At 73.1% G+C, this 23,217-nt stretch carries 20 protein-coding genes; 12 read left to right on the top strand and 8 right to left on the bottom strand.

Annotated features, from left to right (window positions below; all coding sequences use genetic code 11):
* The first annotated feature begins 78 nt into the window (after window positions 1-78).
* Complete coding sequence (purN, locus tag AMK11_RS08845) at window positions 79-717, top strand: phosphoribosylglycinamide formyltransferase (protein ID WP_073724905.1); 639 nt, start codon at window positions 79-81, stop codon at window positions 715-717.
* Window positions 714-2,291, top strand: a complete 1,578-nt coding sequence (purH, locus tag AMK11_RS08840; RefSeq protein ID WP_073724903.1) for a bifunctional phosphoribosylaminoimidazolecarboxamide formyltransferase/IMP cyclohydrolase — start codon at window positions 714-716, stop codon at window positions 2,289-2,291. Before purN ends, purH begins: the two co-directional genes overlap by 4 nt.
* 119 nt (window positions 2,292-2,410) lie before the next feature.
* Here the strand turns inward: purH and AMK11_RS08835 are convergent, their stop codons facing one another.
* The 6 genes from AMK11_RS08835 to AMK11_RS08810 form a co-directional block, all read right to left on the bottom strand.
* Window positions 2,411-3,769 (bottom strand): protein kinase domain-containing protein, encoded by a 1,359-nt coding sequence (locus AMK11_RS08835; protein ID WP_073724901.1) that lies wholly within the window; start codon window positions 3,767-3,769, stop codon window positions 2,411-2,413.
* Entirely contained in the window at window positions 3,766-4,506 is a 741-nt protein-coding gene (locus AMK11_RS08830; RefSeq protein ID WP_073724899.1) for a hypothetical protein, read from the bottom strand. The genes AMK11_RS08835 and AMK11_RS08830 overlap by 4 nt, the downstream gene beginning before the upstream one ends.
* 199 nt (window positions 4,507-4,705) lie before the next feature.
* On the bottom strand, window positions 4,706-5,176 hold the full coding sequence (locus AMK11_RS08825) for a hypothetical protein (protein ID WP_073724897.1): 471 nt from the start codon (window positions 5,174-5,176) through the stop codon (window positions 4,706-4,708).
* Between the two features lie 101 nt (window positions 5,177-5,277).
* Entirely contained in the window at window positions 5,278-6,858 is a 1,581-nt protein-coding gene (locus AMK11_RS08820; RefSeq protein WP_073724895.1) for a protein kinase domain-containing protein, read from the bottom strand.
* The gene (locus tag AMK11_RS08815; RefSeq protein ID WP_073724893.1) at window positions 6,855-7,622 is read right to left on the bottom strand and encodes an FHA domain-containing protein; all 768 of its coding nucleotides are present in this window, start codon (window positions 7,620-7,622) and stop codon (window positions 6,855-6,857) included. Before AMK11_RS08815 ends, AMK11_RS08820 begins: the two co-directional genes overlap by 4 nt.
* A gap of 127 nt (window positions 7,623-7,749) precedes the next feature.
* The gene (locus AMK11_RS08810) at window positions 7,750-8,331 is read right to left on the bottom strand and encodes a hypothetical protein (protein WP_073724891.1); all 582 of its coding nucleotides are present in this window, start codon (window positions 8,329-8,331) and stop codon (window positions 7,750-7,752) included.
* A 274-nt stretch (window positions 8,332-8,605) separates the two neighbouring features.
* Between AMK11_RS08810 and AMK11_RS08805 the strand changes: the two genes are divergently transcribed.
* From AMK11_RS08805 to AMK11_RS08765, 9 genes are all read left to right on the top strand, one after another.
* Complete coding sequence (locus AMK11_RS08805) at window positions 8,606-9,460, top strand: bifunctional methylenetetrahydrofolate dehydrogenase/methenyltetrahydrofolate cyclohydrolase (protein WP_073724890.1); 855 nt, start codon at window positions 8,606-8,608, stop codon at window positions 9,458-9,460.
* Window positions 9,450-10,016 (top strand): DUF3017 domain-containing protein, encoded by a 567-nt coding sequence (locus tag AMK11_RS08800; protein ID WP_073724888.1) that lies wholly within the window; start codon window positions 9,450-9,452, stop codon window positions 10,014-10,016. The genes AMK11_RS08805 and AMK11_RS08800 overlap by 11 nt, the downstream gene beginning before the upstream one ends.
* A 406-nt stretch (window positions 10,017-10,422) precedes the next feature.
* Window positions 10,423-11,703 (top strand): XRE family transcriptional regulator, encoded by a 1,281-nt coding sequence (locus tag AMK11_RS08795; RefSeq protein WP_073724886.1) that lies wholly within the window; start codon window positions 10,423-10,425, stop codon window positions 11,701-11,703.
* Window positions 11,704-12,103: 400 nt separating this feature from the next.
* Window positions 12,104-13,093, top strand: a complete 990-nt coding sequence (locus tag AMK11_RS08790) for a malate dehydrogenase (RefSeq protein ID WP_073724884.1) — start codon at window positions 12,104-12,106, stop codon at window positions 13,091-13,093.
* Between the two features lie 233 nt (window positions 13,094-13,326).
* A complete protein-coding gene (locus AMK11_RS08785; RefSeq protein ID WP_073724882.1) occupies window positions 13,327-14,856 on the top strand; it encodes an aldehyde dehydrogenase family protein in 1,530 nt (509 codons plus the stop codon).
* 55 nt (window positions 14,857-14,911) lie between these two features.
* A complete protein-coding gene (locus AMK11_RS08780) occupies window positions 14,912-16,444 on the top strand; it encodes a GMC family oxidoreductase (protein ID WP_073724880.1) in 1,533 nt (510 codons plus the stop codon).
* On the top strand, window positions 16,441-17,574 hold the full coding sequence (locus tag AMK11_RS08775; protein WP_073724878.1) for a quaternary amine ABC transporter ATP-binding protein: 1,134 nt from the start codon (window positions 16,441-16,443) through the stop codon (window positions 17,572-17,574). The genes AMK11_RS08780 and AMK11_RS08775 overlap by 4 nt, the downstream gene beginning before the upstream one ends.
* On the top strand, window positions 17,574-19,520 hold the full coding sequence (locus AMK11_RS08770; RefSeq protein WP_073724876.1) for an ABC transporter permease: 1,947 nt from the start codon (window positions 17,574-17,576) through the stop codon (window positions 19,518-19,520). The genes AMK11_RS08775 and AMK11_RS08770 overlap by 1 nt, the downstream gene beginning before the upstream one ends.
* 1 nt (window position 19,521) lies before the next feature.
* Complete coding sequence (locus tag AMK11_RS08765; RefSeq protein WP_073724874.1) at window positions 19,522-20,484, top strand: ABC transporter substrate-binding protein; 963 nt, start codon at window positions 19,522-19,524, stop codon at window positions 20,482-20,484.
* Window positions 20,485-20,487: 3 nt separating this feature from the next.
* Here the strand turns inward: AMK11_RS08765 and AMK11_RS08760 are convergent, their stop codons facing one another.
* A complete protein-coding gene (locus tag AMK11_RS08760) occupies window positions 20,488-21,240 on the bottom strand; it encodes an isocitrate lyase/PEP mutase family protein (RefSeq protein ID WP_241846922.1) in 753 nt (250 codons plus the stop codon).
* Window positions 21,237-21,746, bottom strand: coding sequence for a carboxymuconolactone decarboxylase family protein (locus AMK11_RS08755; RefSeq protein WP_073724872.1), 510 nt, complete (start codon window positions 21,744-21,746; stop codon window positions 21,237-21,239). The genes AMK11_RS08760 and AMK11_RS08755 overlap by 4 nt, the downstream gene beginning before the upstream one ends.
* 47 nt (window positions 21,747-21,793) lie before the next feature.
* On the opposite strand from AMK11_RS08755, the gene pdxR reads away from it, so the two are divergent.
* Window positions 21,794-23,209 (top strand): MocR-like pyridoxine biosynthesis transcription factor PdxR, encoded by a 1,416-nt coding sequence (gene pdxR / locus AMK11_RS08750; RefSeq protein WP_073724870.1) that lies wholly within the window; start codon window positions 21,794-21,796, stop codon window positions 23,207-23,209.
* Window positions 23,210-23,217: the final 8 nt, after the last annotated feature.

Genomic DNA, 23,217 nt, shown 5'->3' with positions numbered 1-23,217 from the left:
TTCGTACGACCGCACAAACGGATGAACGTACAAAACGTACGGCCGTGAAGACCCGCTCCCCCGAGAAAGGCCCCCACCGTGGCCGCCAAGCCCGTGGCCCAGCGAGCCAAGCGCCTAGTGGTGCTGGTCTCCGGATCCGGCACCAACCTGCAGGCGCTCCTCGACGAGATCGCCGCCACCGGCGTCGAGGCCTACGGCGCCGAGGTCGTCGCCGTGGGCGCGGACCGTGACGGCATCGAGGGACTCGCGCGCGCCGAGCGCGCCGGCCTGCCGACCTTCGTGACGAAGGTCAAGGACTACGGGACCCGTGACGCGTGGGACGCGGCGCTCGCCGAGGCCGTCGCCGCCCACGAGCCGGACCTCGTGGTCTCGGCCGGGTTCATGAAGATCGTGGGGAAGGAGTTCCTGGCGCGGTTCGGCGGACGGTTCGTCAACACCCACCCCGCGCTCCTCCCCAGTTTCCCGGGAGCCCACGGTGTGCGGGACGCGCTCGCGTACGGCGCCAGGGTCACCGGCTGCACCGTCCACTTCGTCGACGACGGCGTCGACACCGGGCCGATCATCGCGCAGGGCGTGGTGGAGGTCCGGGACGAGGACGACGAGAGCGCTCTGCACGAGCGCATCAAGGAAGTCGAGCGAAGGCTGCTCGTCGATGTCGTGGGGCGGCTCGCCCGCAACGGCTATCGCATTGAGGGACGAAAGGTAGTTATCCAGTGACCGCCACCGCCACCGCCGGGAGCAACAAGCGGGCCATCCGTCGCGCGCTCGTCAGCGTCTACGACAAGACCGGGCTGGAGGAGCTGGCGCGCGGGCTGCACGAGGCCGGCGTCGAGCTCGTCTCCACCGGCTCCACCGCCGGGCGGATCGCCGCGGCCGGCGTGCCCGTCACCAAGGTCGAGGAGCTGACCGGCTTCCCCGAGTGCCTGGACGGCCGGGTCAAGACCCTGCACCCCAAGGTGCACGCCGGCATCCTCGCCGACCTGCGTCTGGACAGCCACCGGCAGCAGCTCGACGAGCTGGGCGTGGCGCCGTTCGACCTGGTCGTGGTCAACCTCTACCCGTTCCGCGAGACCGTCGCCTCGGGCGCCACCCCCGACGAGTGTGTCGAGCAGATCGACATCGGCGGCCCCTCCATGGTCCGCGCCGCCGCCAAGAACCACCCCTCCGTCGCGGTCGTCACCAGCCCCGCCCGGTACGCCGACGTGCTGTCCGCAGTGAAGGACGGCGGCTTCGACCTCGCCGCCCGCAAGCGGCTGGCCGCCGAGGCCTTCCAGCACACCGCCGCGTACGACGTGGCCGTCGCCTCCTGGTTCGCCGCCGAGTACGCCCCCGTGGACGAGTCCCGGTTCCCCGACTTCCTCGGCGCCACGTACGACCGCGCCCACACCCTGCGCTACGGCGAGAACCCGCACCAGCCCGCCGCGCTCTACACCGCCCCCGAGGGCGGCGGCCTCGCGCAGGCCGAGCAGCTGCACGGCAAGGAGATGTCGTACAACAACTACACGGACACGGACGCCGCCCGCCGTGCCGCGTACGACCACGCCGAGCCGTGCGTCGCGATCATCAAGCACGCCAACCCGTGCGGCATCGCCGTCGGCGCGGACGTCGCCGAGGCCCACCGCAAGGCGCACGCCTGCGACCCGCTGTCCGCGTTCGGCGGCGTGATCGCGGTCAACCGCCCGGTCTCCAAGGAGATGGCCGAGCAGGTCGCCGAGATCTTCACCGAGGTCATCGTCGCGCCGGACTACGAGGACGGCGCCCTCGAAGCCCTCACCAAGAAGAAGAACATCCGCGTGCTGCGCGCCCCCGAGGCCCCCGCCGCCCCGGTCGAGGTCAAGCCCATCGACGGCGGCGCCCTCCTCCAGGTCACCGACCGCCTCCAGGCCGAGGGTGACGACCCGGCCACCTGGACCCTCGCGACCGGCGAGGCGCTGTCCGAGGCGGAGCTGGCCGAGCTGGCCTTCGCCTGGAAGGCGTGCCGGGCCGTCAAGTCCAACGCGATCCTCCTCGCCAAGGACGGCGCCTCCGTCGGCGTCGGCATGGGCCAGGTCAACCGCGTCGACTCCGCGAAGCTCGCGGTGGAGCGGGCCGGCGCCGAGCGCGCGCAGGGGGCGTACGCCGCCTCCGACGCGTTCTTCCCCTTCCCGGACGGCCTGGAGATCCTCACCGCGGCCGGCGTGAAGGCCGTGGTCCAGCCCGGCGGCTCGGTCCGTGACGAACTGGTCGTCGAGGCCGCGAAGAAGGCCGGCGTGACCATGTACTTCACGGGGACGCGGCACTTCTTCCACTGACCAGAAGACTGATTGAGAAGAACGACTGAGAAGAACGACTGAGAAGAGCGTGAACACCTCGCTGGGAGGGGTTCACGCTCTTCGTGCCCCGGTTCGGAGGGCGGGGGACGGGCAGCCGGTCAGCTTTCCCGGCCCTCGCGCAGCGCCCGCCAAGTCGCCGGCCCCACCATCCCGTCCGCGTCCAGGCCCGCCCGCTTCTGGAAGATGACGACCGCGCTCTGGGTCTTCGGGCCGAAGTCGCCGTCCACCTCGCCGACCTCCGTGATCCCGTGGAGGTGGCGGAGCAGGCACTGCAACTCCCTGACCTGGCTGCCGCCGTCGCCGCGCTTGATGGTGAAGTCCCAGGTGCCGCTGTGGCCCGCCATGTAGCCGCGGCCGTCGGAGCTCTCGTACACCACGGGCCTCTCACAGGTGGGCGGCGCCGCGGCGGCCGGGGCCGATTCCCACGGGGCCGTGTAGGCGAGGCTCACCACGCCCACGATCGCCGCAGCGGTCGCCGCCGCCAGGGCGGGGCGGCGCCACCGCCGGGGGCGGAGCCTCGGGAGCCGGGCGGACCGGGAGGCGCCCGCGGCCTCCTCGACCCTGCGCAGCAGCGATGCGGTGTCGGTGGTGCGCTCCGCGTGGCTCGGGGCCAGGCAGTCCCGCAGGATGCCCCGCCAGGCGTCCGGAAGGCCGGGGGACAGGCGCAGTTCCTCGTGGCCCCGGGCGTAGCGCGTCGCCGCGTCGGAGCGGGCCTCCGAAGTGCCGCCGGGCAGCGGGAACTCGCCGGTCAGCACCACGTGGGCGAGGACGCCGAAGGCCCACACGTCGGCGGACGGGCGGATACGGGTGCCGCGCTCGTCGACCTCGGGCCACAGGAGTTCCGGCGGGGTGTAGTCCGGGGTGGCGAAGACCGGCGCGTAAGCGTGGGTGCCCTCCAGCTCCGCGGCCAAGTTGAAGTCGGCGAGGCGGGCCGAACCGTCCGCCATCAGCAGAACATTGGCCGGTTTCAGGTCTCCGTGCACCCAGCCCGCGTGGTGGAGCTGGTGCAGGCCCTCGCAGATCTGCGCCAGCAGGGCGGGCCCCGACTCCGGGTTCGGTGTCCGGGCCAGTACCGCGTCCAGGGAGCCCTCGGCCAGCTCCAGGACGAGGACGGTCGCGCCGTCCAGCTCCGGATGGTCCGGGTCGTCGACCGTCAGCGTGTCGTACATGCGGATCAGCCGGGGCGAGCGCAGCCGCCGCAGCAGTTGCACCTCGCGTTCGGCCAGGTCGCGCAGGTGGTGCAGTTGGCGCGGGGTACGGGTGCCGGTGGGCAGGAACTTCAGTGCCGCCCGGCGTGGTGGCCCACCGCCGTCGGAGGCGCGGTCCGGTCCGGCGGAACCGTCACGGACCGCCTCGTAGACCGTGGCGAACGCTCCGGACGCGAGCGGCTCACGCACCTCCCACGGCCCGATCCGGTATCCCCTCGGCACCGGGACCGCGTACGGCCGCCCGGTCACCGCTGCGCCCCGCTCGGGACCGGCTCCAGCACCACGAGGTCGTCCTCGCGGACCAGGTCGAAGCGGAGGGCGAGCGAGGCCAGGGACTCCTTCTTGCCGTGGGTGCGCCGACCCGGTTCCGCAGTCTCCGGGCCGGGTCTCAGCCGCAGCTTGACGGCGAGGTAGTCGATGTTCCAGTAGACGGCGGAGCGGCTGACCCTGGGCCAGCTCGGGCGCAGCCGTTCCACTATCTCCTCGACGGCGGGCAGCGGGGCGCGGGGCTCACCGCGCAGGCGCCGCTCGCACAGCGCGGCCAGCACCGCGAAGTACCGTTTGGTGCGGTCCAGCGCGAACGCCGGTACGGTCCCCGTCCCCTCCAGACCCCCGCGCTCGACGCTGCGGAAGACGTGCCGCGGTGCCCAGACGTCGAAGGTGAGCAGGTCACCCGCTGCGGGCAGGGTCACCCGTGCCAGCTCGAACGGTACGGGCGCCTCCACGCGGCCCGGAGCGACCTTGATGTGTTCGCCGGCGCCCTCCGGGTTCTCCACCACGTAGGTCTGATCCTCGCTGAGGTTGCTCAGCAGCCAGAACGTCCGGTGCGCCGCGATCTCCCCGGCGACCCGGGGCACCCCCTCGTGGGCGATGGTGAGCCCGCCGCCGGATCCGGCCCTGCCGAACTCGACGCGCTCACCCGCGCTGATCCTCAACTGGTCGGCCACACTGCCGCACGACGGCGGCACGACGATGACGCTGTACATGGAGTCGTCCCCCTCCCCCGATTCCCCTCGGGGTCAACCTTCCCCAGTCCAACAAGGGGCAGCGTACGGGAGGCGAGTGAGGGCGCCCCAAGCATTCGGACGGCTCGGCGGGTCGGTGGAACGCGGAGCCGAAGCGGCCCCCGGTCCCCTCCGCGGAGGGGACCGGGGGCCGTCGTCCTGCCGGCTCCGGTGGGGCGGATCAGCAGGGGCGCAGCGACCAGATCGGGTCCCAGGTCGCCGTGCCCGCCTGGTAGGCCGTCGACGTCCAGCGGACGCTGCCGTCCTTGTTGAAGAACTTGGCGACCGTGCCCGGCGTCTGGTTGTTGGTGAACGGGCCGTCACCGGTCCAGTTGGTGAGGTTCCAGGTCTGGCACTTGTAGAAGTCGAACTTGGTGCCCTTGACGATCATGCACAGGTGGCCGTATCCGCAGGCCAGGTCCTGGGCACCCTTGGTCCGGGGCGCCTTGGTGACGGTCAGGCCCTCGTACTTCACCGCGTCGGCGGTCACGTGCAGGGGCTTCGGGTTGTCGGCCAGCACCTCGTCGGCCGCCTGCTGCAGAGCGGTCACCCGGGTGCCGCCCGGGGCGTCGCCGGCGGCGGCCGTGACCGTCGAGCCGGCGACCAGGGCCGAGGCCGCGAGGAGCAGCGCGGCGGGCTTGAAGATGTTCACTGTGGTTCCCCCATGAACGTCGGTCGGTGTCGCACCGCCGAAGCGGTGTGCTCACACCGTGCCCGCCGCCCCCGCCGGGCGGTACCTCACAACTCTCAGGGTCACTTCCTGCCCGGCGGCGTGTACTCCTTGAGGTGGTGAGCGACGCGGTCGGCGTAGTCGCGGTACTTCGGGGGAACCCCGCCCGCGTCGTTCACCTTGTCGTACGACGTCCGGTAGGCCACGGCGATCAGCACCCGGCGGTCGCCCGGCAGGCCGGCGTCGAGGCGCGGAGTGATCCAGCACAGGTAGCGGCCCATCGCCGGGATGGACTCGGCGGGCGGGAACGGGGGTTCGGGGACGGTCTCGCCGGGGGTGCCGTCCTCGTTCATCCACCAGCGCAGCACCTTCGGCGTCCAGCGGGCGATGCCGTACTCGTCCTTGGCGGGGTCGGAGAGGCCCGGGTCGAAGTCGCTCTCCACCTTCAGCATGGCGGCGATCAGGGGCGGACTGACCTCCTTGCGATCGCAATCGTGGGCCGTCTCGACGATGAGCAGACGGTAGGCCGCCGGCACGCCCTTGTCGGTGCGCAGCTCGCCGGCGCCGTAGGAGGCGGCGGAGACATTGGACGCGCTGCCGCCGGCGCCCGGGACACCCTGGCCGGGGCCGCCGCCGTCGTCGCCGTCGACGAGGACGGTGACGCCGTAGCCCAGCGCGGCGACGGCCGCGGTGGCGGTCGCCGCGGCGAGGACCGCCCGCCGGGAGCGGGCCCGGCGCGGCAGGAAGGACCGGACGGTGCCGGCGACGGTGCCGGTCCCGGCGGCCGCCGCCACCCGCCGGGCCAGGGCGTCCGTGCCGATGCGCTCGGCGTGCGTCCGGGTCAGGCAGGCGCGCACGACCTCGCGCCACGCCTCGGGCAGCTGGGGCGACAGGCGCAGCTCCTCCGTGCCGCGCGCGTAGGCGGCCGCGGCGTCGCGGCGGGCGGCCGGGGTGCCGCCGGGCAGCGGGAAGGAGCCGGTGAGCACGAGGTGGGCGAGGACGCCGAAGGCCCACACGTCGGCGGAGGGGCGGATGCGCCGGCCGCGTTCGCCGATCTCCGACCAGAGCAGTTCCGGCGGGGTGTAGTCCGGGGTGGAGAAGGCGGGTGTGTAGGCGTGGGTGCCCTCCAGTTCGGCGGCCATGTTGAAGTCGGCGAGGCGGACCGAACCGTCCTTCATCAGGAGCACGTTGGCCGGTTTCAGATCCCCGTGCACCCATCCGGCACGGTGCAGCTGGGCCAGGCCCTCGCAGATCCCGGCGACCAGCGCGGTCCCGTCGGCCGGGCGGGGCGCGGCGGACAGCAGCGCGGAGAGGGAGCCCTCGGCCTTCTCCAGTACGAGGACGGTGGCGCCGTCGAGCGCGGGGCGGGCCGGGTCGTCGACGACGAGGGTCTCGTACATCCGCACCAGCCGGGGCCGCCGCAGCCTGCGGTGCAACTCGACCTCGCGCTCCACCAGTTCCCGCAGGTGTGTCAGCTGGCGGGGCGTGCCCGTGCCGGTGGGCAGGAACTTCAGGGCGGCCGTCCTGGGCAGCCCGGCCCCGTCGTCGCCGACCCGGCGGGCCTCGTACACGCTGCCGAAGGCACCCGTCGCGATCGGCGCCCGCACCTCCCAGTCGCCGACCCGGTAGCCCTTCGGCACCGGGACGGCGTACGCCTCGGTCACCGGGGCACCCGGCGCGGCGGCGCGGTCAGGACCACGAGGTCGTCCTCCCGGACCAGGTCGAAGCGGAGCGCCATGGCCACCAGGGACTCCTTCTTGCCGTTGAGCCGCGCGCCCGCCTCCGCCGTCTCCGGGCCCGGCTTCAGCCGCAGCTTCACCGCCAGGTAGTCGATGTTCCACTGCACGGACGTGCGCGACGCGGCCGGCCAGAGCGGCCGCAGCCGCTCGACGACCTGCTCGACGGTCGGCAGCGGCGCGTGCGGTGCCCCGCGCAGCCGCGGCTCGCACAGGGCGGCCAGCACCGCGAAGTAGCGCTTGGTGCGGTCGACGGAGAAGGCGGGGGCGGTCGGTTCACCGTCGGTGCCGGCCGGTTCGCCGTCGGTGTCCTCCTCGGCGCGCAGGTAGTCGTGGCGCGGCGCCCAGACCTCCAGCGGCAGCAGGTCGCCGGCCGCGGGCAGCACGATCCGCGAGAACTCGAAGGGCACGGGTGCGTCCAGCCGGCCCGGCGCGACCTTGATGTGCTCGCCGGCGCCCTCCGGGTTCTCCACCACGTAGGTCTGGTGGGCGGAGAGGTTGCTCAGGGTCCAGAAGGTGCCGTGGGCGGTGATCTCGCCGGCTCTGCGGGACACTCCGTCGTGCCCGATCAGCAGTCCGCCCTCGGGCACGGACCGCCCGAAGACGAGCCGTTCGCCGGGTGCGAGCCGGTACTGGGTGCGGGTGGGTTCGTCCTCCGTGGTCGGCGGAGGTACCACGATGATGCTGTACAAGGTGCGTCTCCCCGTGCCTGACGGCTACCCGCGTCAGACTATTGCGACGCACCGGGGCCGTGCCTCCCCTCGTACGGGTGAGACACGGCCCCGGGTCGTGATTGGCGCGAAAGCGCTCAGCGGTGCGTCAGTAGCGCGGGCGCTTGAACCAGGCGGCGCCGTTGGAGTTGCCCGCGAACACGGCGATGAGGATGCCGAGCACCAGGTGGATGATGCCGAAGACGAGGAACGGGTAGATGGCGAGGACCGCGGTGAGGACGCCGAACACCAGGGCGGTGATGCGCAGGCCGTTGCCGCCCGCCTTGAACTTCACCGCCAGGACGGCCGCCCAGACGCCCCACGCCAGCGCGAGCACCGCGATGCCCCACAGCGCGCCGGTCGGGTAGTCGGCCAGTTCCTCGAAGGCGGGGTCGTCCTTGGCCTGGTCGACCGCGACGGCCGAGAAGGCGAACAGGATCGTGCCGATCACCTGGAGGCCGACGATCACCCACAGCATGACCCGGGCGGCACTGACGGTGCCCGGCATCGTGGTGGGGGCGCCGCCGCCGTACGGCTGCTGCACGGGCGGCGCCGACGGGTAGCCGTAGCCGGGCTGCTGCCCCTGGGGGTAGCCGTAGCCGGGCTGGCCCTGGGGCGGCTGCTGGTTGCCGTAGCCCGGCTGCTGGCCCTGCGGCGGACCGTAGGGGTTGTTCGGATCGCCGAAACTCATGGCGGGACTTCCTCCGTAGCTGTCACGTGCGGGGACGGCGCGCGGCTCGGCTCGGAGGAGGTACTTCGTGCGGTTCGTCCCCCCGGTACGGCCCCGCGGCACTGTGCTACTGCCCAATCGTTCTTGACCTATCTCTTACTTGTCCAGTCCGGCCGCAAGGTGTTGTGCAAGTGCAACAACGCCGATCATGCGCGGGTACGGGCGGACGCGTCCCGTGGCGTCCGTACGACGGCCGGATTGGAACCCGGGGCCGGTCATCCGCGAGGATGGGGGCATGACCGCCCAGATTCTCGATGGCAAGGCCACCGCAGCCGCGATCAAGTCCGAACTGACCGCCCGCGTGGCGGCGCTGAAGGAGAGGGGCGTCACGCCCGGCCTCGGCACCGTCCTGGTCGGCGACGACCCCGGCAGCCAGAAGTACGTCGCCGGCAAGCACCGCGACTGCGCCCAGGTGGGCATCGCGTCCATCCAGCGCGAGCTGCCGGCCACGGCGACGCAGGAGGAGATCGAGGCGGTCGTCCGCGAGCTGAACGACGACCCGGCCTGCACCGGCTACATCGTCCAGCTGCCGCTGCCCAAGGGCATCGACGAGAACCGCATCCTGGAACTGATGGACCCGGACAAGGACGCGGACGGCCTGCACCCGATGAACCTGGGCCGTCTCGTCCTGAACGAGCCCGCCCCGCTGCCCTGCACCCCCAACGGCATCCTCACCCTCCTGCGCCGCTACGGCGTGGAGATCAAGGGCGCCGAGGTCGTGGTCGTCGGCCGCGGCGTCACCATCGGCCGGCCGATGCCGCTGCTGCTGACCCGGCGCAGCGAGAACGCCACCGTGACCCAGTGCCACACCGGCACCCGGGACCTGTCCGCCCACCTCAAGCGCGCGGACATCGTCGTCGCCGCCGCCGGCTCCCCGCACCTGGTCCGCCCCGAGGACGTCAAGCCGGGCGCCGCCGTCCTCGACGTCGGCGTCTCCCGCAACGCCGAGGGCAAGATCGTGGGCGACGTCCACCCCGGCGTGGCCGAGGTCGCCGCCTGGATCTCCCCGAACCCCGGCGGCGTCGGCCCCATGACCCGTGCCCAGCTGCTCGTGAACGTGGTGGAGGCGGCGGAGCGCAGTGCCGGCTGAGGACACCCATGGGGGGCGCCCGGGAAACCTGGGGCGCTCGCGGAGCGCGGAGAGCGCGGAGAGCAGCCTCGAGCCCGGCGAGACCCCGGACCCCGACGGCCCTTCCGACTCCGACGACCTCACCGTCCGCGACCCCGTCAGCGCGCCCGACGCCGAGGGCAGGCCGCGCCGGACCACCCGGCGTTTCCCGCTCTTCACCCGCGACACCGCGCGCCCCGAGGGCGGCGGCCGGGCCGCGGCCGGTGACGCGCCGGCGCCCGCCCGGCAGTGGCCCGTGCTCACCGTGGTGCTGCTGGTCGGCCTGGGGCTCCTGCTGACGGCGCTGGACGTGTTCCGCTGGGGGACGTTCCTGGTCGGCGCCGCGCTCCTGGTCGGCGCCGCGCTCCGCTGGACGCTGCCCGACGTCGGCATGCTCGCCGTGCGCTCGCGCTTCACGGACGTCGCCACCTACGGCGTCCTGGGCCTCGCCATCGCCTTGCTGGCGCTGATGGTCCAGCCGAAACCGGTGCTGAAGCTCCCGTTCCTCCAGGACATCCTGCACTTCACGGTCAGCTAGCGCTGGTCCGGTACGGCGGCCCGTCCTCACCCCCGTGAGAGGACGGGCCGCCGCCGGGACCAACCCTCCTGCACGGCGAAGGCCCTGTTCAACGCCTGTCAGGGCGCTGTGGCACGGAAGTGACCGTTCCGCTACTCCGCTACGTGCCCCCACCGCACGTGTCGTGAAAAACGGGGTTCGGTTCCGGGCACGGCAGAGCCGGTGGGACACTGGACCCCAACCGCTGGGCGTGCGACGGTGCATGCTCGCGGCCTCTGTGCTCCTGTGCGCCCCCACCCCGGGAACTGAGATCCTGACCGGGCGCATCCCTGTGGGTAGCCAGAACGGGGACTTCGCGCGGGACGCCGCGCGAGAGGACCAAGCGGGGAACGAACAGCACGTCGCCGGGGGTAAGAGGGGGGAAGCAATGCCTCGTTGGAAGGCCTTGCCGGAGGAACTCGATCCGCAGATCAAGGAGTTCACGAGCCAGCTGCGGCGGCTCGTGGACCGCCACGACCTGAGCATCGCGTCGGTGGCGGACGCCACCGGCTACAGCAAGACGTCATGGGAGCGGTATCTGAACGGTCGGCTGCTGGCGCCGAAGGGCGCCATCGTGGCCCTGGCCGAGGTGACGGGCACCAACCCGATGCACCTCACCACCATGTGGGAGCTGGCCGAGCGCGCCTGGAGCCGCTCGGAGATGCGTCACGACATGACCATGGAGGCCATCCGGATCTCCCAGGCGCGTGCCGCGCTCGGCGAGCTGGGCACGCCCGCCGCCAAGTCGGGCGGCGCCGGCCGGGGCAGCCGGGCCGGCCGCCACGCCGGCGGCGCGACGGCCAAGCCCGGCGTCGCCGGACCGGCCGGTGTGGCGCCCACGCTGCCGCCGTCGGTCCCGGCGCAGCCGACCGCCGCCGACAGCGCCGACTCGGCCGTCGGCACGGCCCGGGGCGGCGCCTCACCCGGCGCGCCCTCGGTCCCTTCCTCCGGCGGGGCGGCCGACGGCAATTCGTGGGGCCTCGCCGGTTACCGGGGTCCGGCACCGGCCGGCGACCGTACGGCGCGGCTCGGCACGCGGGCCGACCGCGGGGACGCCGCGGGCCCCGCGACGCCACCCGCACAGGCGTCCGTCGCCCCGAGCGGTCACGGCCGCACGAACGCGCGCGGCGAGCCTCCGCGCGGCGGCTCCCGGGCCCGGGGCGGCTCCTCGGGGGGCGGAGGCAAGCGGGTGACCACGTTCGTCGCGGGTGTCGTCGGCGTGCTCGTGGTGATCGCGGGCGCCTTCTACGTCATGAACGAGGAGGGGGGCAAGAGCGAGGGCGCCGAGCCGTCCCCGTCTCCGACCGTGACCACCGACGCCGCCCTGCCGCCGGGCGTGAAGTGCAGCGGCGACGCCTGCACCGGCAAGGACCCGGAGATCATGGGCTGCGGCGGCGACCTGGTGACCACCGCCGCGACCGCCACGGTCGGCGCGGCCTCCGTCGAGGTCCGCTACAGCAAGACCTGCGGTGCCGCGTGGGCCCGCGTCACCCAGGCCACGCAGGGCGCCGAGGTCGAGGTGAGCGCGGACGGGGCGAACCGCCAGACGGGCGCGGTCACCGGGGCCACCGACACCGTCGCGTACACCCCGATGGTGGCCGTGAAGTCCGCGGCCGACGCCAAGGCGTGCGTGACGCTGGCCGCGGGCCAGAAGGGCTGCACGGAGTGACCGGCGCGACCGGGGACGGGCCGCACCGCGCGCCGTCCCCGGGCCGGCCCCGCGTCGGACCGTCCTGAAGAAAGTCCCCCGGCGCCAGGCATGGCCCTCCCGGGGGCGGGCACGCGAGAAGTACCCCCACGGGAGTCCGGCAACGGTATCCCCGAACGGCGGTCGCCTTCGTCCCCCCTCTCCCGGACAGGCGGCCGCCTCCTCATGCCCGCGCGTACCCCCCCGCGGCGGGCGTGGCGTGCTCCGACGGTGGCCCTGTGGGCCGGGCCACACCGACCCGGAGGTGCCGGGCACCGCGGGCGCGATAGCCTGACCGCTGGATCGATCTCTTGATACCAAGAGATCGATCAAACGCCCGGGGCCGGGACGCCCCACCGCCAGCTGTCATACGGAGAACGCCATGACTCGCACTCCCGTGAACGTCACCGTCACCGGCGCGGCCGGCCAGATCGGTTACGCCCTGCTCTTCCGCATCGCCTCCGGCCAGCTGCTCGGCGCGGACGTGCCGGTCAAGTTGCGCCTCCTGGAGATCACCCCGGCGCTCAACGCCGCCGCGGGCACCGCGATGGAGCTGGACGACTGCGCGTTCCCGCTGCTCCAGGGCATCGAGATCACCGACGACCCGAACGTCGCCTTCGACGGCGCCAACGTCGCCCTCCTCGTCGGCGCCCGCCCCCGCACCAAGGGCATGGAGCGCGGCGACCTCCTGGAGGCCAACGGCGGCATCTTCAAGCCGCAGGGCAAGGCCATCAACGACCACGCCGCGGACGACATCAAGGTCCTCGTCGTCGGCAACCCGGCCAACACCAACGCCCTGATCGCCCAGGCCGCCGCCCCGGACGTACCGGCCGAGCGCTTCACCGCGATGACCCGCCTCGACCACAACCGCGCGCTGACCCAGCTCGCGAAGAAGACGGGCTCGTCGGTCACCGACATCAAGCGCCTGACCATCTGGGGCAACCACTCCGCCACCCAGTACCCGGACATCTTCAACGCCACGATCGCCGGCAAGAACGCCGCCGAGACCGTGAACGACGAGAAGTGGCTGGCCGAGGACTTCATCCCGACCGTCGCCAAGCGCGGCGCCGCCATCATCGAGGCCCGCGGCGCCTCGTCGGCCGCCTCCGCCGCCAACGCCGCCATCGACCACGTCCACACCTGGGTCAACGGCACCGCCGACGGCGACTGGGCCTCCATGGGCATCCCGTCGGACGGCTCCTACGGCGTCCCGGAGGGCATCATCTCCTCCTTCCCGGTCACCACCAAGGACGGCAAGTACGAGATCGTCCAGGGCCTGGAGATCAACGACTTCTCCCGCGCCCGCATCGACGCCTCCGTCAAGGAGCTGTCGGAAGAGCGCGAGGCGGTCCGCGCCCTCGGCCTCATCTGAGCCACCCGCGTTCCGGGCCGCCCGCGGCCCCGCAGGCCCCGCACGGGCCCCGTTCCGGTCACGACCGGAACGGGGCCCGTTTCCGTGCCCTTCGACCCTTTTGCAAGTGATGCGCCGCACTTTCGGACACCGATTCGGCATGCATACCGGGCCGTGGGGCAGGGGCTCACGGTCCCCGAGAGTGACACGCGTGTGACACAGGGGTTGATCAGGAACGAAAGGCATTTCCCACCATGGCGAACCGAACGGAAACCCAGGCGGAGCGGGGTCACCGCACCATTCACGCGGGCGGCGAGTGGCTGGCGGCGTCCTCCGGCGCCACCCGCGACGTCCTCGACCCGGCCGACGCCCAGCCCTTCGCCGTGGTCGCCGAGGGCGACGAGAAGGACACCGACCTCGCGGTGGCCGCCGCCCGGCGCGCCTTCGACGCGGGCGAGTGGCCGCACACCCCGGTCGCCGAACGCGCCGCCCTGCTGCGCCGTGTCGCCGACCTCCTCGTGCGCGACCGGGAAGCGCTCGGCCTGCTGGAAAGCCGCGACGCGGGCAAGACCGTGGAGGAGGGCCGCGTCGACATCGACTGCGTCGCCGACGCCTTCCGGTACTTCGCCGACCTCGTCGCCGGCGAGGCACCCGGCCGGGTCGTCGACGCGGGCTCGCCGGACATCCACAGCGTCGTCGTGCACGAGCCGGTCGGCGTCTGCGCGATGATCACCCCCTGGAACTACCCCCTCCTCCAGGCCAGCTGGAAGATCGCCCCCGCTCTCGCTGCCGGCAACACCTTCGTGATCAAGCCCAGCGAGATCACGCCCATGACCACCGTCGCCCTGATCGACCTGCTGACCGAGGCCGGCCTCCCCACCGGCGTCGCGAACATCGTCACCGGCCCCGGCCACACCGTCGGCGCCCGGCTCGCCGAACACCCCGACGTCGACCTGGTCTCCTTCACCGGCGGCCTGGTCAGCGGCACCAAGGTCGCCCAGGCCGCCGCCGTCACCGTCAAGAAGGTCGCCCTCGAACTCGGCGGCAAGAACCCCAACGTGGTCTTCGCCGACGCCTGCGAGACCGAAGAGGGCTTCGACACCGCCGTCGACCAGGCCCTCAACGCCGCCTTCATCCACAGCGGCCAGGTCTGCTCCGCCGGCGGGCGCCTGATCATCGAGGAGTCGGTCCGCGAGCGCTTCGTCGCCGAACTCGCCCGCCGCGCCGCCAAGATCCGCCTCGGCCGCGGCACGGAGGACGGCGTCGAGTGCGGCCCGCTCGTCTCCGAGCAGCAGCGCGCCAAGACCGAGGACTACGTCGCCTCCGCCCTCGCCGAGGGCGCCGTACCGCGCTGCGGCGGCAAGCGCCCCGAGCCGTCCCCCCAGCGGCCGGAGACGGGCTACTTCTACGAGCCGACCGTCCTCGACCAGTGCCACCGCGAGATGCGGGTCGTGCGGGAGGAGGTCTTCGGGCCGGTCCTCACCGTCGAGACCTTCCGCACCGAGGACGAGGCCGTCGCCCTCGCCAACGACACCGAGTACGGCCTCGCGGGCGCCGTGTGGACCGCCGACGCGGGCCGCGCCCGCCGGGTCGCCGGCCGGCTGCGCCACGGCACCGTGTGGATCAACGACTTCCACCCCTACCTGCCGCAGGCGGAGTGGGGCGGCTTCGGCAAGAGCGGCGTCGGCCGCGAACTGGGCCCCGCGGGCCTTGCCGAGTACCGCGAGAGCAAGCACGTTTACCAGAACCTCGCACCGCAGCCCGTCCGCTGGTTCACCGGCTGACACTCCCGTTTCCGTACGTCCCCGCACCATCCGCTCGCCCCACTGGAGTACCCCCATGTCCGAGACCACTCACGAATACGACTACGTCGTCATCGGCGGCGGCACGGCAGGCTCCGTCATCGCCTCCCGCCTCACCGAGAACCCGGACGTCACCGTCGCCGTCATCGAGGGCGGCCCCAGTGACGTCGGCCGCGACGACGTGCTGACCCTGCGCCGCTGGATGGGCCTGCTCGGCGGCGAACTGGACTACGACTACCCCACCACCGAGCAGCCGCGCGGCAACTCGTACATCCGGCACAGCCGCGCCCGCGTCCTCGGCGGCTGCTCCTCGCACAACACCCTCATCGCCTTCAAGCCGCTGCCGTCCGACTGGGACGAGTGGGAGGCCGCCGGCGCCAAGGGCTGGGGCGCGGTCCAGATGGAGGCGTACTTCGCCCGGCTGAAGAACAACATCGTCCCGGTCGACGAGAAGGACCGGAACGCCATCGCCCGCGACTTCGTCGACTCCGCGCAGAAGACGCTGGAGGTCCCCCGGATCGAGGGCTTCAACAAGAAGCCGTTCAACGACGGCGTCGGCTTCTTCGACCTCGCCTACCACCCCGAGAACAACAAGCGTTCGTCGGCGTCGGTGGCGTACCTCCACCCGGTGATGGACGAGCGCCCCAACCTCACGATCATGCTGGAGACCTGGGCGTACCAGCTCCAGCTCGACGGCACCCGCGCCGAGGGCGTCCACGTCCGCACCAAGGACGGCGAGGAGATCCTGGTCAAGGCCCGGGGCGAAGTGGTCCTGTCCGCCGGCGCCGTCGACTCCCCGCGCCTGCTGATGCACTCCGGCATCGGGCCGAAGGACCAGCTGGAGGCCCTCGGCATACCCGTGGCGCTCGACCTGCCCGGCGTCGGCGAGAACCTGCTCGACCACCCCGAGTCGGTGATCGTGTGGGAGACCAACGGCCCCATCCCGGACAACTCCGCGATGGACTCCGACGCCGGTCTGTTCGTGCGCCGCGACCCCGAACACGCGGGCCCCGACCTGATGTTCCACTTCTACCAGATCCCGTTCACGGACAACCCGGAGCGACTGGGCTACGAGCGCCCGGAGTTCGGCGTCTCCATGACCCCGAACATCCCCAAGCCGAAGTCCCGCGGCCGCCTCTACCTCACCAGCGCCGACCCGTCCGTGAAGCCCGCCCTGGACTTCCGCTACTTCACCGACGAGGACGACTACGACGGCCGCACCCTCGTCGACGGGATCCGCATCGCCCGCGAGATCGCCAAGACCGAGCCGCTGGCCGGCTGGCTCAAGCGCGAGGTCTGCCCCGGCCCGGACGTCACCGGCGACGAGGAGCTGAGCGAGTACGCCCGCAAGGTCGCCCACACCGTCTACCACCCGGCGGGCACCTGCAAGATGGGCGCCGCCACCGACGAGTCCGCCGTCGTCGACCCCGAGCTGCGCGTCCGCGGCCTGCAGGGCATCCGCATCGCCGACGCCTCCGTCTTCCCGACGATGCCCGCGGTGAACCCGATGATCGGCGTCCTCATGGTCGGCGAGCGCGCCGTCGAGCTGATCGGCGGTGACGCCCGATGAGCGCGACCGTCACCGACGCCGAGACCGTGGCCGAGCGTCCCCCGGTCTTCTCCGTGGACGGCCTGTGGAAGGTCTTCGGCCCGAAGGCCGCCAAGATCCCCGCCGACCCCGGGCTGGCCGCCCTGAGCCCGGCCGAGTTGCGCTCGCGCACCGGCTGCACCGCCGCCGTCGCGGACGTCTCCTTCGACGTGCGCAAGGGCGAGGTCTTCGTCGTCATGGGCCTGTCCGGCTCCGGCAAGTCCACCCTCGTACGCTGCCTGACCCGGCTCATCGAGCCGACGGCCGGGTCCATCGCCATCGACGGCGAGGACGTCCGCGCGATGGACAAGTCCCGGCTGCGCGAACTGCGCCGCCACCGCGCCGCGATGGTCTTCCAGCACTTCGGCCTGCTCCCGCACCGCACGGTCCTCGACAACGTCGCCTACGGCCTGGAGGTCCAGGGCATGGGCCGCGCCGAGCGCCGCGAACGGGCCGCCGCCGTCGTCGCCAAGGTCGGCCTGGAGGGGCTGGAGCACCGCCGCCCCGGCCAGCTCTCCGGCGGCCAGCGCCAGCGCGTCGGCCTCGCCCGCGCCCTCGCCGTCGACCCCGAGGTCCTGCTCTTCGACGAGCCGTTCAGCGCGCTCGACCCGCTGATCCGGCGGGACATGCAGGAGGAGGTCGTCCGGCTGCACCGCGAGGAGGGCCGCACGATGGTCTTCATCACCCACGACCTCCAGGAAGCCCTCAAGCTCGGCGACCGCATCGCCCTGATGCGGGACGGCCGCGTGGTGCAGCTCGGCACGCCGGAGGAGATCGTCGGCTCGCCCGCCGACGACTACGTCCGCGAGTTCGTCCGCGACGTCCCGCGCGAGCAGGTCCTGACCGTCCGCACGGCGATGCGCCCCGCGACCTCGGCGGACGAGGCGGGCACGGGCCCGGCGATCCGGCCCGAGGCCACGGTGTCGGAGGCCATCGAGGCGGTGGCGCGGGCCGGTTCCCCCGCCCGCGTCATGGACGAGGGCCGCTGCCTGGGCGTGGTCGACGCGGGGGATCTGCTCGGTGTCGTCGCGGGTACGGCCGTACCCGCGGAACGCCCCGAGGGGGCGGCCGTGCTCCCGGGGGAGGCGGAGCTGCCCAAGGAGGCGGTCTGATGGCGACGATCACCGCGGCGCCCGCCAAGGCCGCCCCGCCGGGCGTCCTCACCCGCCCCGCCGTCCGCAAGCTCCTCACCCTCGCGGTCGCCGCCGCGATTCTCGTCCCCCTGGCCGTCACCCAGTGGGGCGGCACCACCTGGCCGAGCGCCCTCACCGTCGACCTCTCCGAACCCCTCGGCAAGGCCAGCGACTGGATCATCGACAACCGGGACAGCCACCCGCTGTTCCTCTACTTCTTCGGGCACGTCAGCAACGTCGTCGTCATCGCCGTACGCGCCGTCTACCTCGCCCTCCTCGCCGTCGGCTGGGCCGGGGTCACCGCGATCGGCGCGCTGGTCGCATGGCGCGTGGCCGGCGTGAAGCTGGCCCTCGGCACGGCCGCCGCGTTCCTGGCCTGCGGCCTGCTCGGCATGTGGGTGCCGACCATGCAGACCCTCGCGCTCATGGTCGTGGCCGTGCTCGCGTCGGTCGCCGTGGGCGCCCTGCTGGGCCTGGCCGCCGGCCTCTCCGACCGCATGGACCGCGTCCTGCGCCCGGTGCTCGACACCATGCAGGTGCTCCCCGCCTTCGCGTACCTGCTCCCCGTCGTCCTGGTCTTCGGCATCGGCGTCCCCGCCGCCGTCCTGGCCACGGTCGTCTACGCCGCCCCGCCGATGGCCCGCCTCACCGCCCTCGGCCTGCGCGGCGCCGACAAGGAGGTCCTCGAAGCCGTCGAGTCCCTCGGTACCACGAGCCGCCAGCGCCTGCTGACCGCCCGCATTCCGCTGGCCCGCAAGGAACTCCTGCTCGGCGTCAACCAGACGATCATGATGGCGCTCTCCATGGCCGTCATCGCCTCCGTCATCGGCGCCGGCGGCCTCGGTGACCGCGTCTACCAGGCCCTCGCCTCGGTCGACGTCGGCGCGGCCCTCGCGGCCGGCATCCCGATCGTGCTGCTCGCCGTCGTCCTGGACCGCGTGACCGGCGCGGCGGGGGAGCGGCTCGGCGAGCCCGGGAAGCCCCCGCTGACCTGGCTGTACGCCCTGGCCGCCGCCGCGGCCGTCGCGGTCGCCGGACGTCTCGCCGGGTTCCTGGAGTGGCCCGACGGCTGGGAGCTGAACATCGCCGAGCCCGTCAACCGGGCCGTCGACTGGATGACCGCCCACCTGTACTCCGGCGTCCCCGTCGTCGGCGGCACCGCCGACTGGGCCGCGCACTTCACCAACTGGGTCCTCAACCCGCTGCGGGACGGCCTCCAATGGCTGCCCTGGTGGTCGGTGCTCCTGATCGTCGCCGCACTGGCCTGGCTGATCGGCACCTGGCGCACCGCGCTCACCGCCGTCCTCGCCATGGCGGCGATCGGCGTCCTCGGCGTGTGGAACCCGTCCCTGGACACGCTCTCGCAGGTCCTCGCGGCCGTCGCCGTCACCCTGGTCATCGGCTTCGCGACCGGTGTCGCCGCCGCCCGCAGCGACCGCGTCGAGCGCGCGCTGCGGCCCGTCCTGGACGTCTTCCAGACGATGCCGCAGTTCGTGTACCTGATCCCTGTCGTCGCCCTCTTCGGGGTCGGCCGGGCGCCCGCCGTGGCCGCCGCGGTCGTCTACGCCCTCCCGGCCGTCGTCCGTATCACCGCCCAGGGCCTGCGCCAGGTGGACCCGGCCGCCATGGAGTCGGCCCGCTCGCTCGGCGCCACCAGCGGCCAGCAGCTCCGCCAGGTCCAGCTCCCGCTGGCCCGCCCGGCCCTGCTGCTCGCCGTCAACCAGGGCGTCGTCCTGGTCCTCGCCGTCGTCATCATCGGCGGCCTGGTCGGCGGCGGCGCCCTCGGCTACCAGGTCGTCTTCGGCCTGGCGCAGGGCGACCTGGCGACCGGCCTGGTGGCCGGCGCGGCGATCGTCTGCCTCGGCCTGATGCTCGACCGGGTCACCCAGCCCACCGAACGCCGTACGACGAAGAAGGGAGCCTGACATGCGACCGCGTATGCGTACGACCTCCGCGATCGCCGGCGTGGCCGCGCTGACGCTGCTCACCGGCTGCGGCGCCGCCGACATGACCAAGCAGGCGTCCCCGTTCGCGAACGCCCAGGGCGCCAGGACCGTCACCCTGTCCGTGCAGTCCTGGGTCGGCGCCCAGGCCAACGTGGCCGTCGCCCAGTACCTGCTGGAGCACGAGCTCGGCTACCGCGTCGACACCGTCCAGGTCGACGAGGTCCCCGCGTGGGACGCGCTCAGCCAGGGCCGGGTCGACGCCATCCTGGAGGACTGGGGCCACCCCGAGCAGGAACAGCGGTACGTCGAGGACAAGCAGACCATCGCCCCCGGCGGCGACCTCGGCGTCACCGGCCACATCGGCTGGTTCGTGCCGACGTACTTCGCGAAGAAGCACCCGGACGTCACGGACTGGAAGAACCTCGACAAGTACGCCGACCAGATGCGTACCGCGGAGAGTGGTGACAAGGGCCAGCTGATGGACGGCTCCCCGTCCTACGTCACCAACGACAAGGCGCTGGTCAAGAACCTGAACCTGGACTACAAGGTCGTCTTCGCCGGCTCGGAGGCCGCCCAGATCACCCAGATCCAGCAGTTCGCCAAGGAGAAGAAGCCCTTCCTCACCTACTGGTACACCCCCCAGTGGCTGTTCGAGAAGGTCCCGATGACGGAGGTGAAGCTTCCGCCGTACGAGGAGGGCTGCGACGCCGACCCGGCGAAGGTCGACTGCGCCTACCCGGTCACCGAGCTCCAGAAGTACCTCAACGCCGACTTCGCGGAGAACGGCGGCGAGGCGGCGGAGTTCCTGAAGAACTTCAAGTGGACGACCGAGGACCAGAACCAGGTCTCCCTGATGATCGCCGAGCAGAAGATGCGGCCCGAGGAGGCCGCGAAGAAGTGGGTGGACAGCCACGAGTCCGTCTGGAAGCAGTGGCTGCCCTGACCCTCACCTCACCAGTTCCGCCGCGATCTCCCGCAGCGCGCCCTCCGCGCGCCGCTGGAGGCCCGGCCCGAACGTGATCCGGGTGGCCCCGAGTTCGCCGAGCCTCCTCAGCTCGGCGGACGCGGGGCCCTCCCCGGGCCGCCCGCCGACGTTCACCGGCCCCTGGATGCCGGACCGCAGCAGCGGCAGTACGCCGACGGGGGCGCCGATCGGATACACGCAGTCGGCGCCCGCCGCGACGTACAGCGCGGCCCGCCCGATCGCGGCGTCCGGGTCGGCGACGCCCCTGATGAACGTGTCGATCCGGGCGTTGACGAACAGCCGGTCCCCGGCCGCCGCCCGCACCTCGCCCAGCCACTCCGCGTGCTCGCGCGGGTCCTTGAGCACCCCGCCTGCGGAGTCCTCCAGGTTGCAGCCCACGGCGCCCGACTCCAGCAGCCGCTCCACCAGCTCCTTCGGCGCCAGCCCGTACCCGTCCTCGACGTCCGCCGAGACGGGCACGTCCACGGACCGCGCGATCCGCGCGACCGCCGCGAACATCTCGTCGGCCGGGGTCGCCCCGTCCTCGTACCCGAGGGACGCCGCCACGCCCGCGCTGGGCGTGGCGAGCGCCGGGAACCCGGCGTCCGCGAAGACGCGGGCGCTCGCCGCGTCCCACGGGCCGGGCAGGACGAGAGGGTCGCCGGGCGCGCGGCCGTGGTGCAGGGCACGGAAACGGTCCGCATCCGTCACCGGCCGCGCCGTACGGTCGGTCATCCGTGCTGCCCCGGCGTGTAGTGCCCCGGCGTCAGCCGGCACGTCACACCGAAGCGGTTCCAGGCGTTGATCACCGTGATCGCGGCGATCAGGTGGGCCAGCTCGCTCTCGTCGAAGAGCTTGGCGGCCCTCGCGTACACGTCGTCCGGGACGAAGCCGTCCGTCAGCACGGTGACCGCCTCGGTCAGCTCGATCGCCGCGATCTCCTTCTCCGTGTAGAAGTGCCGCGACTCCTCCCACGCGGAGAGCTGCACGATCCGCTCCACGCTCTCACCGGCCGCGAGCGCGTCCTTGGTGTGCATGTCCAGGCAGAAGGCGCAGTGGTTGAGCTGCGAGGCGCGGATCTTCACCAGTTCCTTGAGCTTCGGGTCCAGGCCCCGGCCCGCCGCCTTCTCCAGCCCCAGCATCGCCTTCCAGACCTCGGGGGCGTGCTTGGCCCACTCCAGCCGGGCGGGCTCCTCGGGGGCGAAGGCATCGGTTGCGGTGTTCTCGTTCGTCGTCGTCATGCCGTCGAGACTATGGGCGAGGCAGCCCACGGGTATGGTCCATTCCCATGGCGAAACCATGGGCCACTTTCGGCGTGGACCTGCACCTCGACCGGTCCGGCCCCGGACTGCGCCGGGGTCTCACCGACGCGCTGCGCGAGGCGGTCCGCGGCGGCCGGCTGGCCCCCGGCACCCGGCTGCCCTCCTCCCGCTCCCTCGCCGCCGACCTGGGCGTGGCCCGCAACACCGTCGCCGAGGTCTACGCCGACCTCGTCGCCGAGGGCTGGCTCGCCGCCCGCCAGGGCTCCGGCACCCGCGTCGCCGACCGCACCCCCGCCACCCCCGACGACCACCCCGCGCCGCACCGCCGGGAACCGGCCCGCCCCGCCTACGACCTGATCCCCGGCACCCCCGAACTCGCCTCGTTCCCCCGCACCCAGTGGCTGCGCGCCGCCCGCCGCGCCCTGACCGCCGCCCCCGACCGGACCCTCGGCTACGGCGACCCGCGCGGCCACGCCGTACTGCGCACCGCGCTCGCCGGCTACCTCTCCCGCGCCCGCGGCGTGCACGCCGACCCCGACCGCATCGTGGTCGTCGCCGGTTTCCTCGGCGGCCTCGGCGTCCTCGCCGACCTGCTGCGCCACCGGGGCACCCGCTCCGTGTCGGTCGAGTCCTACGGCCTGCCCCACCACCGCGGCCTGCTCACCCGCGCGGGCCTCGCCACGCCGCCGCTGCCCTTCGACGACCGCGGCACCCGGCCGCCCGAGGAAGACCCGGACGGCGACCCGGACGCGGGCACGGGCGCCGCCGGGGCCGTCCTCCTCACCCCCTCCCACCAGTTCCCGATGGGCCTGCCCCTGCTCCCCGAACGCCGCACCGCCCTGATCGACCGCGCCCGCCGCACCGGCGGACTGGTCCTGGAGGACGACTACGACGGCGAGTTCCGCTACGACCGCCAGCCCGTCGGCGCCCTCCAGGGCCTCGACCCCGACCGCGTCGTCTACCTCGGCACCGCCAGCAAGTCCCTCGCCCCCGCCCTGCGCCTGGGCTGGCTGGTGCTGCCGCCCGGGCTCGTCGAGGACGCCATGGACGCCATGGCGGGCCGCACCCCCGGTGTCCTGGACCAGCTGACCCTCGCCGAGTTCCTCGCCTCCGGCGACTACGACCGTCACGTCCGCGCCGCCCGCCTGCGCTACCGGCGCCGCCGCGACGCCCTGGTCGCCGCGCTGGCCGAACGTGCCCCCGGCGTCCGCGTCACCGGCATCGCCGCCGGACTGCACGCCGTACTCCGGCTGCCGCCCGGCACCGAGCAGCAGGCCGTCCGTTCCGCCGCCTGGCACGGACTCGCCGTCCACGGCCTGTCCACCTTCCGCCACCCCGACGCGGACGTCGCCCCCTTGGACGCCCTCGTCGTCGGCTACGGCACCCCGCCGGACCACGCCTGGGCAGGGGCCCTGGACGCGCTCTGCCGGGCGCTGCCGTAAAGTCCCCC

Origin of the sequence: Streptomyces sp. CB02414 (assembly GCF_001905385.1) — a bacterium.
In the GTDB taxonomy this organism is placed as follows: domain Bacteria; phylum Actinomycetota; class Actinomycetes; order Streptomycetales; family Streptomycetaceae; genus Streptomyces.
The sequence above is the reverse complement of the archived record's forward strand: the minus strand, read 5'-3'. Positions and strand labels throughout refer to the sequence as shown.